We start from the raw sequence: 13267 nt of genomic DNA on the forward strand, positions 1-13267 counted from the left end.
AGCACCTCTTTCATCTATTCATTAATTTAAATTCCAGTCCAGCTTCACTTCATTGCCTGTACGAGAGGATTCATAAATCGCATCGAGCACAAGATTATTCGTTAAACCTGACATCACGGTTGTGATCGGCTGTTTGCCCTCACGAATGCAAGCCAAGAAATGTCGGCTTAACCGTGCACGCTCGCCTTCATCATTATCCGCTTTGTGGAGCTCCGTTTCGAACGGACGGTCGAATTTTTCTGTGAGAAGCTTACCGCTCGCACCGCGATAGCTTGCTCCGCCTTCCGATCCCATCAGATGAATAAATGGCGAATTATCGGTATCCATATGAACAGCCCAGCTTACTTCTAGTGAAAGTGTACTGCCATCCTCCATCTTGATCAAGGCTGTTGCTAAATCCTCTACGTCATATGTACCGTTCCAGTCCGGAGTTCCCCAGCTGCCAATTCCTTTACGGCTTGGACCAAATTCGGCATAAGTAGCACCATATACGGATACCGGCTTCGGATTACCCATCAGGTAGAGTGCGAGATCCAGCATGTGAACGCCAATATCGATTAGCGGGCCGCCGCCTGATTGATTCGATTGCGTAAACCAGGTTCCCCAGCCGGGAATGCCTTTACGGCGAAACCATCCTGTTTTGGCTGAATAAATTTTGCCTAGCTCACCGCGGTCGATCTGCTCCTTAATCTGCATAGGAACGGATTCCCAGCGCATTTGATGAGCAACCATTACAACCTTGTCTGATGCCTGGCTCGCTTTCACAATTTGACGTGCAGCATCACCGCTAATGCCCATTGGCTTCTCCAATAGAACATGCTTCCCAGCAGCTATAGCTTGTGTAGCAATCGGAGCATGGAATTGATTGGGGACGCCGATAATGACTGCATCTACGTCAGAGCGCTGAATAAGCTCCTCAGCGGAGCCCAATACATTAGCAATTCCGAATTTTTTCGCTTTCTCCTCGGCTGCTGACAAATTAATATCCGCAATCGCCGTAATTTCACATTCATCCGCAAGCTTTGAAAACTCGCCAGCATGTACGCCGCCAATATTGCCTGCACCAATAATACCAACTCTTATTTTATTCGAAATCGTCATCAGATTTCCTCCTCGAAATGGCTGCTATTCAAATAAGTCCTGCTCTCGTTATTTATGTTAGAATAAACAAAAGAAGAAAGCGTGCTTGTTTTTCGGAAAAAGTCTCAGTTTTTCGGAGGAATCGACTATTCTATGACCTACATACCCGATTATTTGAAAACGTATCCAAATATGAACACATCATCTCCTCTTCACATTAGTCTGAACCGCTTGTATCATGGCTTCCGTCCCCATCGTCATGACTTTTTGGAGTTTTCATATGTTGTGGACGGCAGAGGCTCCGAATCTATCAATGACGCTCACCATCAAATGCTTCCCGGCACATTCACTTTTGTCCTTCCCTATCAAGTGCATGAGCTCTTTACCGAGCCTGGAAGCACATTAGTGCTATATAATTGCAATTTCAGCATGGATCTATTGATGGAGCCGGGGCAAGAGGAAGGGCTGATGGATCTCATTGCTCAAAATACGCTTCCATCCTCCATACAGCTGGATGGGCCGGATAATGAGAGAATGCGCCTATTAATAGAAGATATGTATCACGAATATAAAGGACAGGAGCCTTGGCGCCGAACGATGCTTCAGGTCAGGCTTAAGGAAATATTGGCCTGCTTCGATCGGTCTCGCAGAAAATCTGCGCCAACAGCCTCTGTTGCCGCTCCAGCCAACAAAACATCGGCCTCGGTATGGCCCATTATTCAACACATACACCGCCATTACCAGGATGATCTCGCGCTGTCCGATTTAGCAAGCATGTTCTCGCTTAGCGTCTCGCGCATCAGTGAGGTGATCAAGCATACGACAGGACAGACCTTTGTACATTTCCTGCATGATCTTCGATTGCGCCACGCGTGCAGCCTGCTCGTTTCCACCGATATGAGCGTTGCCGAAATTGCGCTTGAGGTTGGCTACGGCTCCTATAAGACGTTTTCCCGCATTTTTCGCGAGACGAAGGGCGTCGTACCTAAAGATTATCGCAAAATGAAGCTCACACAGGAAAAACTGAATTGACAATAACAAACAAAAAACAATAGGCTGCCTTGCATGTAAACGAATTTACATGTGAGGCAGCCCTTGCTTTGCTATGTGTTTGGGTTAATCTACAATGGATAAGATTATAAATACGATGGCCAGCAAAGCGTAAAGTACAAGCGACACAATCATTAATGTCCGCTTACTCACAGCGCTTCTCCCCTTCCAGCACCGATTAGGCTATACACCATTAATGTATGTGTATCGGGACAAACGCGGAAATTGTCCGACTAATTAAATGTGCAAATCCCCTCAACGCCCTAGATGCCTTTGCTTTACTGGTTTGATTTGTTAGAATAACGTAATGATAGAATGAATGCTGCCCGGCAGCAAATGCTGAGTAACATCGACAGGTTATCCCCATTGCTGGCCTCATTCCTTGCATCAGCTTTCTATCACCAAAATTGGAGGAGAAGCTATGAAGAAGACAGCCTATCTCATGATTGTGAGCCTTGTTGTTGGATTGCTTGCTGCTTGCACTAACTATCAAAATTTACAATCTCCAACACAGCCAGTTCTGGAAAGCAGCTTAAGCCCGGATTCACAAACACCGGAAGACGCTGTGGAGCAGATTACAATTGAACAATTCCCTTTGCACTCGGACGACAAGCATGTTAGCTACAGCGAGGACTCGGTCATCGTACAGGTGAGTGGAATGACAGATCAGACTATTCAAAATAAAATTAATCGCACGCTGCAGGCATATGCCGATGAAGAGCTTGCTCAAACGATAATGATCGCCGAGGAAAACGTTACGGAGCTGCTGCAAGAGAAGGAGAAATGGCTTGAATTATATGATACGAATGACGAGTCTTTCTTTTATGGCCATATTGTAAACCAATTCTCGGTTACCTATCTCAATCCACATATCATCAGTGTCGTTTCTGACGGTTATGTCAGTATGATGCCGGAGGCTCATCCATTAAAGAAAAAGCAAGCATTCGTATTCGACCTCCAAACCGGAGATCGTTTGCAGATTAAGGATGCGTTGTCCCGTACCTCTACGATAGAAGCCGCATTCAAGCAGCTTACCCAGAATGAGATTTTGCTCGGTCATTTACGCCCAAAGGGCGCTGAGGAATCAATAAGCGACGCAGATGCCTTTATGAGCAATCTTAATTCAGAAAACTGGTGGATACAGGAAAAAAATGGCCAAAAAACAATGACGATATTTGAAGAAGCTATTTATGCCATTGGATTTTATGAGCTGGACTTCACATTGGAAAGCCTTGGCGAACTTGCCGACGCTGGCTCGCCCATCTGGAAGTGATGAATTTATTAGATCTCATAACAGCTATAAAAAAAGATAGTCCAGAGCCTTCAATTGGAAGGATTTGGACTATCTTTTGTATTCATATGCTTACATTGCAAGCAGCATTCCTATTCCTTAGCCCTGCTTGTCCATAGCTTCATAATAACGGGAAATCTCAATAATTAGTGCGCCCATTCGCTCCAGCTCGGGAACAACAATTCGGTTCACGCCGTATTCCCTCAAAGCCTCAGCTGTTACTTTGCCGACAGCGGCAGCAACCACATTCTCATTAAAAACTGTTAGCAGCAGCTCGACACGATCCGTTTCAATCGCATATTTGAACAAATAATGCACCTGAACAGCTGTTGTGAAGCAGACCGCATCGACAGAGCGGGACATAAGCTCAGACAACAGAGTTTCTAATGTGTCGATTTCCGGCGGAACATGCTTATACGGCAATACGGATACAATCTGTGCGGCTCCTTTGTTTTCTAGAAACGCCACAAGCTCAGGTGCCTCTTCTCCGTGCAGTTGAATCCAAACTCGTTTTCCTTCGAAATGGTGGGAGGATAAATTGTCGTTCAAATTCCGCATTGTCCCATCCGCATCGCTAACCTCTGCTTGAAGACCGTTTTGCTTGAGGAACGCTGATGTCTTATAGCCCCTGGTCGCTATTCGCGCTTGCGCCAGCTTTGCCAGAACCTCTTCCTTAATGCCCAGCTTATCGGCGGCGTTCAGCAGGCTGTCTGAGCCCATGCCCGTAGTCAGAATAACCCAATCCGCACCCTGCTTCGCGAACTGCCGCAGCGGCTCTTCGAGCAGGTCCTCCTCAAACATCGTCAGCCCTTGAAGCGAACGTACCAATGGCGTGCCGCCCTGCTTTTCTATAATTAAACCCATCTCATCTGTCTTCCGAGAACCTGCAATAACGATTGTTTTATTGTTCAAAGCTGCTATCCCCATCGTCTTAAGCCACCGTACTTTCGGTAAATTAGCATTAGCCGTGGTCATTATACCAAAAGCATGGCAAAAGCGCATCCTTTAATGCGTTAATTGATCATTTCATTACCTTGCCATGATGAGTAATCACGCATTTTCCCAAATGGTTTTGAAAAATAATGCATATACTTTTCTGAACACGATCTTCAGGATCATATAAACTGGAATAATTAGCAGAATACCGAGTATTCCCGCTATATCGCCACCGACCAATACCAAAATTATAGTTGTGACGGGATGTATATCAAGCTGTCTGCCGAACACATAAGGCCCAATCAAATTATCTTGAATCTGCTGCGCAATTGTAATAATGACTATGGACCAAATCGCAGTCGTTGGCGAGTCGATAAAGGCAATAATGACAATGGGCACGGAAGACAGGAATGACCCGATAAACGGAATGAAATTCAATATAATTGCAACAACGCATAGCAGCAGCGCATAAGGCAAGTTAATAAAGAGAAAGCCTACATACAATAATACCCCAAGCGCCACATTTACAATGACGCGGCTTACAATAAAGCTGCTGAGCATTTGATCAATTTCAGCCAATACTTCAGTCCCATGATTACGAAAACGAATCGGAATAAAGGCTACAATCCGTTCTCCGAATTTGCCCCCCTCCTTCAGCATATAGAACAGAAGAATCGGGAAAGTAAACAATACAATCGCAAAATTAGAGAAGAAAGCAAATAAGCCGGTCATATACTCCGTAAGAATTGTAAAGCCTTTGTTCAAATACTCCGTCAGTTTGGAAAGCGGGTTGGAATCCTGCGGCAGAAAGGAAGAGAGAAAGCCGTTATGCTCAAGCTCCGCTACCTGCGCACTCAAAGAAGAGAATAGCTCTGGCGCATTTTCCACCAAATTCATTAATTGTGTTCGCAAGGAAGGCCATATTACAATACTAAACCCAACTAATAGAAGGCCAAAAACCAAATAAATAAGCACAACCGCGAACGTCCGATTCACCTTATGCCGCTCCATCACATTAACGAGCGGTCTTAATAAATAATAAATAAAACCTGCGAGCATTAATGGGACGATGATCATGCTGAACAAGGACAATATCGGCTTAAAAATAAAATCGACACGCGATCCCAAATAAATGATAACCAGCACCAAAATAATCGTAAAGCACCATCTGGTAAAGCTGTTCCACTTATTCGCCCTGATGCGACCGGATTTTCTGTTATCAATCAAATAAATCGTCCCCGTTCCATTGAATCTGAATATTGCATACTGCTTTATACCCTTTGCGTTAGCGTAAGAAACAAAAAACAGACACATGCCCCTATTTGAATAGTGGTCACGAGTCTGTTTGTTTGTTTGTTTGTTGAATAGAAGTAATTAGACTTTCTCAATCGAGCCGGCATGATCTGCCGAGCGTATCTCCGCTTCAATAATTTCAAGCGTGCCTGCAGCGCTCTCCGGCATACATACCGAAACTGGCTTGCCCGCGATAATCGATTCTAGAAAATACTTTATTTCCCGATAATAGCCCATATCCGGCGACAATTCGGCGATAAAGCCTGGGGCATGATTTGGATTTACTTTCAATACATTATTCTCAAATACGAGATTGCCTCCCTCGAAATTGACCCGATAGGTCATCGAAAAGCCATAGTCCCCTTGCAAAGTCCAGTCTGCTTGAGCATTCAGCACTTTTCCATCCTCATACATATAATGCGTAGATACCGTATCATAGCCGCTGCCTGGAATAACGTTGCGTGCGAGCGTCGATACACGATCCGGCTTGCCGAACAGCCAATGGATCATATCGGCATCATGGATATGCATATCCGTTATGCAGCCGCCGCTCTTGCTTCCATCCAGAAACCATTCACTCGGCAAGCCTGAGCCTCTATAGAAGTACCCCGCTGTAACTGCACCGTATCTGCCATCCTCTACACATGCCTTTAAATATTCATAAGCAGGCCAGAAGCGCAAGCATTGCCCGATCATTAACGTTCGGCCCGTTCTCTCTGCTGTATTCGCCATTCTCCATGCATCCGCTGAATGACTAGCTACAGGCTTCTCGCACAAAACGTGCAGGCCTCTCTCCAATAAATGGCAAGTCAAATCCGCATGTAACGGTGTAGGCAGCGTAATGTCAACGATATCCACTTGCTCGTTTTCCAGCATTTTATCTATGTTGTCATATAATCGGTATGGAGATAGATCATATACATCCTGATCCGTCGCGATATTACCGCCTGCACCCGCTTTTTTCAACTCTTCGATGCGCAAATCACAAATGGCCACCAATTGTATCGGCATCCCTTCCGCTGCCAAGCGAACATAATTCTCAAAGTGCATATGTCCCATAAACCCGAATCCGATTAATGCTACTTTTAGCATAAAAATATTTCCTCCTTCGTTAACCTCGATTAGTTATTGTTGCTGCGGCCTAGAATCGCATCCATAGCATTAGATGTATTGAAAATAATTTGCTCCGAATAATGCGTATATGGAGGAATCATCTCGGCAGTCACATAATTGTCATAACCGATTGCTTGCAAAGCTTCCATTACAGCTGGGTAATTCACATCTCCTGCAAGCAGGTCAACAAACCCGTGCAAGCCCCCAGCTTGGCGCCGATAATCCTTGAAATGCACTTTCTTAATGCGGTGGCCTAATATGCGAATCCACTGTTCGGGATAACCATTCTGCAAAGCATTTCCTACATCAAAATATGAACCGACATAGCTGGAGTTCAATTCATCAATAAATGAGCGAAGCTCCAGCGGGGATAGCAGAAATTTATTCCATACATTCTCGATACCGATGGACACACCTGCTTGTTCGGCAAAAGGCACAAGCTTAGCTATGGATTCTAATGCCCGCTCGTATGCATACTCATAATCGGTTACTTCACTTCCAGGAATGAAGTCAACGCCAACAGCGCCAGGAATGACAAGAATCGTATCAACACCCAAAGAGGCTGCAAGCTCCAGCTGCTTTTTGCATACATCGACAGCCTTCTCCCGAACAATCGGACTTTCGCTTGTCATGGGGTACGACCAATATAGACCAGTAGCTAAACCGGCAATTTCGAGCTCTGCATCTGCAAGACGAGATGCGATTTCCTTAACTTCCTTCTCCGTTGCTTGGAGACCAAGCTCGCCTGTCTCGTTCAATGACAGCTCAATTCCATCAAATCCCGCCTTCTTAGCTAGCTGAATACAATCTGTAATCGAACTATCTCCACTGAAAGACCAAATATTAATCCCTTTTTTCATGATCAATACCTCCTAATAATTAAGTTAGCCGCTTTGCCTGCTTCTGCCTCCGTAACAAACCACTGTGCCTTATCATTTTTACTTATTCCGTTATATTGATAGCAAATGCAATGCATGCGATAATAGTTATATATTAATAGATATTTCACCATATTTATTTAGCCGTAATAGTTATTTTTTGGACAATTCCGTTATCATATATTCACATTCTTAGAAGAGGAGATGCGTTATGGAAAATGTTGATAAAATATACCCGCTTCACCGGCAAGCTCCATTTCGTGAGTGGTCGCCTCGTATCCACTATGCACAATTTCAACAACTAAACACTGCTGTGCTTGCAGAGAGAAGACTATATAACTTTGAGCTGCTTTATGTTTGTCAAGGAGAAGCCGCTACCCGAATGCGAGGGCAAAAGCATCTATTGTCAGCTGGTCAGCTTATTTTTTTGCCATCTGGCGTATATCATCAGAATGAGGTTGTATCTGCTCCAAATGCTCGTTTTCTTGGCATTCATTTCGATTTCTTTGATGAACTGGATATACATACGGAAGCAGATATGATTGTCAACGAGGCAGCTGTTCAAGAGGATAAATTTGCTACAGAAGCTATTTCGGATACTTTTCCGCCATTGTCATCGAATCCCGTCTATACGCCTTCATTAGTTTGTGTGCAGTTGATGGAGCAGCTCGTTCACGAGTTTACGAATCGCCCGCTTGGCTACGAGCTCGTATGTAAAGCGTTGATGCTTAGCATTCTCGCTCATCTTCTGCGCAGCCCGCTCCTGCGATCCAATTCGAATGCCTCACAGCATGATTGGAAGCTGGCAAAGCTAATGGAACAGATTGAGGCAGCACCTGCCAGAACTTGGACAAATGCAGCGATTGCAGAGCAATTGGATTTAAGCATTGATCATACCGCGAAGCTATTTAAAGGGATCGCCGGCCTTCCGCCAAGCGAGTTTGTGCAATCTATTCGGCACCGCGAAGCAAGAAGGCTGCTGCGTGAAACGAATCTTTCCATAGAGGTTATCGGGGAACGAGTCGGGTATTCGGATATTCACTATTTCAGCCGTATATTCCGCCGTCACGAAGGGATATCCGCTTCAGAATACCGTAAATTTTCCAAAATATTATAAACGTATTTCATAAATTGGAAACCACAAAAAAAGGGGCTTATCGCATAAGGATTGTGACCTTACGCGATAGCCCCTCTATGGTTTATCAATCATTTGCTTCAGTTAGTCGAAGCGGTAGGTCCAGAACCGTTCCGTTCCGAATCGATCTTGTATTTCTTTATCATCCAGCGTTTTGTTGCCAAGCAGCTCAGCAGCTTGGAACTGGGAACGATGTGCTTGTATAGAGGCCATTTTTTGTCCCAAAAAAGCTCTCACATCGTGATGAATGTCAGGTTCGCCGAGCACTTGAATCGTATTTTTAGAAAATGCCATTGCATGCACAATAGGACGCTGCTCTTCCGGCAGCCTGCCGATAGTTCGAACTACAGCCTCTCCGCATGCGTCATGATCGGGATGAACACTGTAGCCTGGATAGAAGGTAATGACGAGTGATGGGCTCAGCTCTTCGATCAGTGACAAAATTACGCTATCCAAATGATCCTGATCTTCAAATTCGATCGTTTTATCATGAAACCCTAGCATACGCAGATCGGTTACTCCAATAGCTTGGCATGATTCTTCCAACTCTTTTTTTCGTATTTCAGGAAGAGTCACTCGATTGGCAAAAGGAGGGACACCCATATTCCTTCCCATTTCCCCTAGGGTCAAGCATGCATATGTCACTTTATCGCCATTTTTCAAATATTTCGCCATCGTACCCGCTAAGCCAAACGCTTCATCATCCGGGTGAGGCAGTATAACTAGAATATGTTGCTGCATCGTTCTTCACCTCTCCTCTCTTAAAAAGGCTCGCGGCTTAATTGCAAAGCCACTACCAGCTTGCCCTGCGTATCATGTCCTGCCATAATCAGCCTCTCCGCGTCATTGTTCTCCCAGTGGGTCAGCCCTTCCGAGTAAATCCAGCCGTTCAACGTTTTGAGTCCGACTCGAAACGGTCCATTGCCAGCGATAGAGCCTTGAGAATACTGAATTAATGCGTTCGAAATAAAGGTGGCTGCAGGATGCTTAGAGCTATCTAGATGTGAGGCATATGCTCCTGTTGTCATCTCCAGATGAACATAAAGCTCCTGACCGATAAGGCTATTAATTCTATTTTGAACTTGTACCTGATCTATGAGCTGCATAATTCCCTCCATTAATTACAACTATCGTAATTTATTTTCACTTGATTCACACTTTTCAATATACCACATCAGGCTCTTTTCTACATAGCAAAGAAACCCCGCTGCCAGCCTCGGTTAACCAATGGTTAGCCAAGGGTAGGCTGCAGGGCTTCTTGAAAATAAATAGCTCGTTAATTCGCTGGAGCTTCCGTGGCATCTGGAGCCATTGTCGCGTCAGGAGTGTCAGTAGCATTATGATCTTCCTCAATTATGACAGGCGCATTGTTATCTTCCTCGATAATGACAGGTTTATTATTTTTGTCATCATTGTTGCAAGCCGAAGCTGTAAAAACAACAGTAACGCTCATCATAGCGATTAGTAGCAGCTTGGCTGTTCTTTGTTTATTTGTTTTCTTATTCATGTGTAAATCCCCTCTCCAGTTGTTATGGATTATGTTTTTTCTTCTTTCTCCCTTCTTTTTAACCCAACTTCCATAGATTGAAACAATAGGATGAATGAGTAATGAGTCAGGTTGGTGGTTACAGTTTGATAAAAGAACAAAAAAATCCTCTCTGGCTGAGAGTTGGAATTCATGAATTCATGAGTCCTAACCTTATTTGCCAGAGAGGAAGTCCTTAAACCAATATATAGGATGCTTAATAATTAAGCTGTTTCTTCGATTTCCTCATGTACGGTTTTGATCTGAATCATAACCGTGCTGGGATCTGTTAACACTTCAATTCCATCCTTGAAAATCAGGTCGGAAACGAGAAGCTGGTCGCCAACAGCAAGACCGCTAATATCAACCTCCAGAGAAGTTGGCAGGTCATTAGGCATACAACGGACTTCTACTTCATAAATTTCCACCTGCAGCACGCCGCCAGATTTAAGCCCGATTGCGTCTCCAGAGAAATGGATGGTTACTTTGCTATCCATACTTTCAGACATATTCACGTGATGAAAGTCGATATGCAGTAATTTACCGGAAATAATTTCTCTTTGAATGTTCTGAACAAGAACTGGAACCATGTTTTCATCCGCTGTTTTGGCTTGCAAAATAGCCCGTGGATTTTTTTTCAAAACGTCGGTTATTTCTTTTTCACTTACTTCAAATGACAATGTATCTTTACCAATCCCGTACAGCACTGCTGGGATGCGTCCCTGTTTTCTTGCTTGATTCATTTGGGACTTTGTTTCACCAGTGCGCTTGTTTAATTGAATAAATGTACTCATTTGTTTTTCCCGCTCTCTTTTGACCATAAATTCTTGTCAATATCATTATAACATGACCATAGAATCTAGTCAAACGAGACTCGGCTTTTACTTTAATTGCTCCTGCAACCTATTCATTTCTTCATCCTCATCCATTCTAATAAGCTGGCCCGGCTGTACATTAAAATATAGACAAAGCTTTAGCAATAGATCCCTTGGATACTGCACCATCTCATCCTTATACATGCGGCGCACAGAATCAAAGTGGTAATTAATATCTTTTGCAAGCTTGCGTATTGACAATTTAGGATCATGATTTTCCATGACTTCTTTAAGTTTGCTGCGTATGACTGGCATTCTTCCACCTCCTCCCATAATATATAGGGAGAATAGTGGCGAGTCAATATAATTGACCAGAAGCAACGGTCGTTTCCATGCATGAGCATCAAATAAATGTTACAAAAAAAGCGGGATCTTTGCCGCTGCGTTCATGCAGCAAAGATCCCGCTTTTTTCAGTGAAGGCCTTCAAAGCCTGTTTCCTGCTTGCTCGCCCCAATCGAATCAACCAGCTCGGCTTTTCCGCGGCGGAGAAACAACCCAAGAAAAACGCCAATAATCGCAATGACCATCATAATGCTGAACGTATATCCGAACGCTTCTGGCGCTACGGAAAGCATCGCTTTTTGAAGATCAGCCGGACTTGTGATGACCATATTTTTCTCAGTGACTAATTTGGTTATGCGTGAAGTAAGTATCGTTACCAACGTTGCGACGGCAAATGAGCTGATTACCTGCTGCATCGCGCTGGTCAATGAGGTGACGCGACTGACTAGTTCAGCGGGTGCCTTCTTGATCAGATGTGAATTAAGCGGCATCATCATCAGCCCCATGCCTGCACCCGCCATAATGAGCGGCAAAGTAAGATCCCTTCCCTCTGTCGTTAGACTCACATGTGAATATTGGAATATTGCACCTGATACAAGACTTAGCCCCGCAACAACCAACCATCTTACACCGATTTTATCAAACAAATAACCGCCTATCGGCATCATGACGGCTGAAGCTAATGCTTGCGGAAATAATGTCATACCTGTATCGAATGCCCCGTATCCGCGTGCTTGCTGAAGAAATTGCGGAAGCAGGAATATAGCTCCGAACAAGGAGAACTGAAGAATCCATTGAACGAATATACTAAATGAAAAATCAATAGATCGGAATACTCGAAGCTCAAGCAAAGGAATTTTCGCTCTAAGCTCAACGATGATAAAGGCAATGAGGGCGACAGCACCAATAATGAGTCCAGCGAGCGTTTTATCCGAGGTCCAGCTTTCGGCGCCTTGCGAAACCCCATACGATAAAGATGCGAATGCAATCGGCCCGAGGATCATTCCCGGCAAATCAAACCCTGCTACTTTCTTGCGCCCTACCTTAGGCAGCTTCCACAATCCAAAGGCGACGCTAAAAATACCTACAGGAATATTGATTAGAAAGATCCAGTGCCAGGAATGATACTCAATCAACCAGCCGGATAAGACGGGGCCAATAGCAGGCGCGAGCAAAACAGGAACGCCAAGCATGCCCATGACCACACCGATCTTGTTCGGAGGACTTAGCCGGAACACATATGCCATCGCTACGGGCATGACGAATCCGCCGCCTAGTCCCTGAATAATACGGAAAACAATCAGCCATTCCGCACTATTTGGCGTTGCGCACAGCATTGAAGCTATCGTAAATAAAATGATAGACGTAAGAAATACATTTTTGGCGCCGAATCGGTCCGATAACCACCCTGCTAGCGGAATGACAGCTGCCGTTGCCAGCATATACCCCGTCACAGTCCATTGCAAGGTAGGCAAATCCGTTTTAAAATCCACAACAAGCCTCGACAAAGCGACATTCATCGCCGTCGCATCGAGAATTACCATAAAAATACCAGAAATGATAGCAATAAGCGGTACTAAAATAGTTCTAACACGAAATTCCGGCTCTGTTCCCTCACTTGCAGACGCTTGGCTCATCCTCCAAATCCTCCCCTTCAATTAACGAAGTGACTGAACTCGTTAGTCTCGCGTGGACAATTGCCCTGAAAATTATATTATGGAAATTCTAATATCATGTCAAATATTAACAGAATATGAGTCCCAAATAGCTCTGATGGGGGGAAACACGTTTCAATCCCGCATCCCTCT

The 13267-nt window shown here is 44.4% G+C and carries 14 protein-coding genes; 3 read left to right on the forward strand and 11 right to left on the reverse strand.

What is annotated here, in order from left to right; translation table 11 throughout:
• Positions 1-21: 21 nt before the first annotated feature.
• Positions 22-1101 (reverse strand): Gfo/Idh/MocA family protein, encoded by a 1080-nt coding sequence (locus CEF13_RS19335; protein WP_102713098.1) that lies wholly within the window; start codon positions 1099-1101, stop codon positions 22-24.
• Between the two features lie 132 nt (positions 1102-1233).
• On the opposite strand from CEF13_RS19335, the gene CEF13_RS19340 reads away from it, so the two are divergent.
• Positions 1234-2112, forward strand: coding sequence for an AraC family transcriptional regulator (locus CEF13_RS19340; RefSeq protein WP_102713100.1), 879 nt, complete (start codon positions 1234-1236; stop codon positions 2110-2112).
• Positions 2113-2551: 439 nt separating this feature from the next.
• Positions 2552-3403: a polysaccharide deacetylase family protein gene (locus CEF13_RS19345; protein WP_102713102.1), complete on the forward strand. Its 852-nt coding sequence runs from the start codon at positions 2552-2554 to the stop codon at positions 3401-3403.
• Between the two features lie 117 nt (positions 3404-3520).
• On the opposite strand, the gene CEF13_RS19350 is transcribed toward CEF13_RS19345, so the two are convergent.
• The 4 genes from CEF13_RS19350 to CEF13_RS19365 all read right to left on the reverse strand — a co-directional run bounded on the left by CEF13_RS19350 (position 3521) and on the right by CEF13_RS19365 (position 7623).
• Positions 3521-4348, reverse strand: a complete 828-nt coding sequence (locus tag CEF13_RS19350) for a uroporphyrinogen-III synthase (RefSeq protein WP_102713104.1) — start codon at positions 4346-4348, stop codon at positions 3521-3523.
• A gap of 123 nt (positions 4349-4471) precedes the next feature.
• On the reverse strand, positions 4472-5584 hold the full coding sequence (locus tag CEF13_RS19355) for an AI-2E family transporter (protein ID WP_425320552.1): 1113 nt from the start codon (positions 5582-5584) through the stop codon (positions 4472-4474).
• Positions 5585-5731: 147 nt separating this feature from the next.
• A complete protein-coding gene (locus CEF13_RS19360; RefSeq protein WP_102713108.1) occupies positions 5732-6742 on the reverse strand; it encodes a Gfo/Idh/MocA family protein in 1011 nt (336 codons plus the stop codon).
• 29 nt (positions 6743-6771) lie between these two features.
• Positions 6772-7623, reverse strand: a complete 852-nt coding sequence (locus CEF13_RS19365) for a sugar phosphate isomerase/epimerase family protein (RefSeq protein WP_102713110.1) — start codon at positions 7621-7623, stop codon at positions 6772-6774.
• Positions 7624-7852: 229 nt separating this feature from the next.
• Between CEF13_RS19365 and CEF13_RS19370 the strand changes: the two genes are divergently transcribed.
• Positions 7853-8758 carry a helix-turn-helix transcriptional regulator gene (locus tag CEF13_RS19370; protein ID WP_102713112.1) on the forward strand — a complete coding sequence of 302 codons (906 nt, stop codon included), beginning with the start codon at positions 7853-7855 and terminating at the stop codon, positions 8756-8758.
• A 102-nt stretch (positions 8759-8860) separates the two neighbouring features.
• On the opposite strand, the gene bshB2 is transcribed toward CEF13_RS19370, so the two are convergent.
• The 6 genes from bshB2 to CEF13_RS19400 all read right to left on the reverse strand — a co-directional run bounded on the left by bshB2 (position 8861) and on the right by CEF13_RS19400 (position 13096).
• A complete protein-coding gene (gene bshB2 / locus CEF13_RS19375; RefSeq protein ID WP_102713114.1) occupies positions 8861-9517 on the reverse strand; it encodes a bacillithiol biosynthesis deacetylase BshB2 in 657 nt (218 codons plus the stop codon).
• Between the two features lie 20 nt (positions 9518-9537).
• The gene (locus CEF13_RS19380) at positions 9538-9882 is read right to left on the reverse strand and encodes a YojF family protein (protein ID WP_102713116.1); all 345 of its coding nucleotides are present in this window, start codon (positions 9880-9882) and stop codon (positions 9538-9540) included.
• A gap of 170 nt (positions 9883-10052) precedes the next feature.
• Entirely contained in the window at positions 10053-10283 is a 231-nt protein-coding gene (locus tag CEF13_RS19385; protein ID WP_102713118.1) for a hypothetical protein, read from the reverse strand.
• 242 nt (positions 10284-10525) lie between these two features.
• Complete coding sequence (locus tag CEF13_RS19390) at positions 10526-11095, reverse strand: 50S ribosomal protein L25 (RefSeq protein ID WP_166742683.1); 570 nt, start codon at positions 11093-11095, stop codon at positions 10526-10528.
• An 87-nt stretch (positions 11096-11182) separates the two neighbouring features.
• Positions 11183-11431: a helix-turn-helix domain-containing protein gene (locus tag CEF13_RS19395; RefSeq protein WP_166742682.1), complete on the reverse strand. Its 249-nt coding sequence runs from the start codon at positions 11429-11431 to the stop codon at positions 11183-11185.
• Positions 11432-11587: 156 nt separating this feature from the next.
• Entirely contained in the window at positions 11588-13096 is a 1509-nt protein-coding gene (locus CEF13_RS19400) for an MDR family MFS transporter (RefSeq protein ID WP_102713124.1), read from the reverse strand.
• Positions 13097-13267: the final 171 nt, after the last annotated feature.

The organism is Paenibacillus castaneae, assembly GCF_002884445.1.
Classification (GTDB): domain Bacteria; phylum Bacillota; class Bacilli; order Paenibacillales; family Paenibacillaceae; genus Pristimantibacillus; species Pristimantibacillus castaneae.

Coding starts and splice junctions, on each gene's coding strand:
- CEF13_RS19360 (WP_102713108.1), bottom strand. CDS start 6,742: ATGCTAAAAGTAGCATTAATCGGATTCGGGTTTATGGGACATATGCAC.
- CEF13_RS19335 (WP_102713098.1), bottom strand. CDS start 1,101: ATGACGATTTCGAATAAAATAAGAGTTGGTATTATTGGTGCAGGCAAT.
- CEF13_RS19395 (WP_166742682.1), bottom strand. CDS start 11,431: ATGCCAGTCATACGCAGCAAACTTAAAGAAGTCATGGAAAATCATGAT.
- CEF13_RS19345 (WP_102713102.1), top strand. CDS start 2,552: ATGAAGAAGACAGCCTATCTCATGATTGTGAGCCTTGTTGTTGGATTG.
- CEF13_RS19350 (WP_102713104.1), bottom strand. CDS start 4,348: ATGGGGATAGCAGCTTTGAACAATAAAACAATCGTTATTGCAGGTTCT.
- CEF13_RS19370 (WP_102713112.1), top strand. CDS start 7,853: ATGGAAAATGTTGATAAAATATACCCGCTTCACCGGCAAGCTCCATTT.
- CEF13_RS19390 (WP_166742683.1), bottom strand. CDS start 11,095: ATGAGTACATTTATTCAATTAAACAAGCGCACTGGTGAAACAAAGTCC.
- bshB2 (WP_102713114.1), bottom strand. CDS start 9,517: ATGCAGCAACATATTCTAGTTATACTGCCTCACCCGGATGATGAAGCG.
- CEF13_RS19385 (WP_102713118.1), bottom strand. CDS start 10,283: ATGAATAAGAAAACAAATAAACAAAGAACAGCCAAGCTGCTACTAATC.
- CEF13_RS19380 (WP_102713116.1), bottom strand. CDS start 9,882: ATGCAGCTCATAGATCAGGTACAAGTTCAAAATAGAATTAATAGCCTT.
- CEF13_RS19365 (WP_102713110.1), bottom strand. CDS start 7,623: ATGAAAAAAGGGATTAATATTTGGTCTTTCAGTGGAGATAGTTCGATT.
- CEF13_RS19340 (WP_102713100.1), top strand. CDS start 1,234: ATGACCTACATACCCGATTATTTGAAAACGTATCCAAATATGAACACA.
- CEF13_RS19400 (WP_102713124.1), bottom strand. CDS start 13,096: ATGAGCCAAGCGTCTGCAAGTGAGGGAACAGAGCCGGAATTTCGTGTT.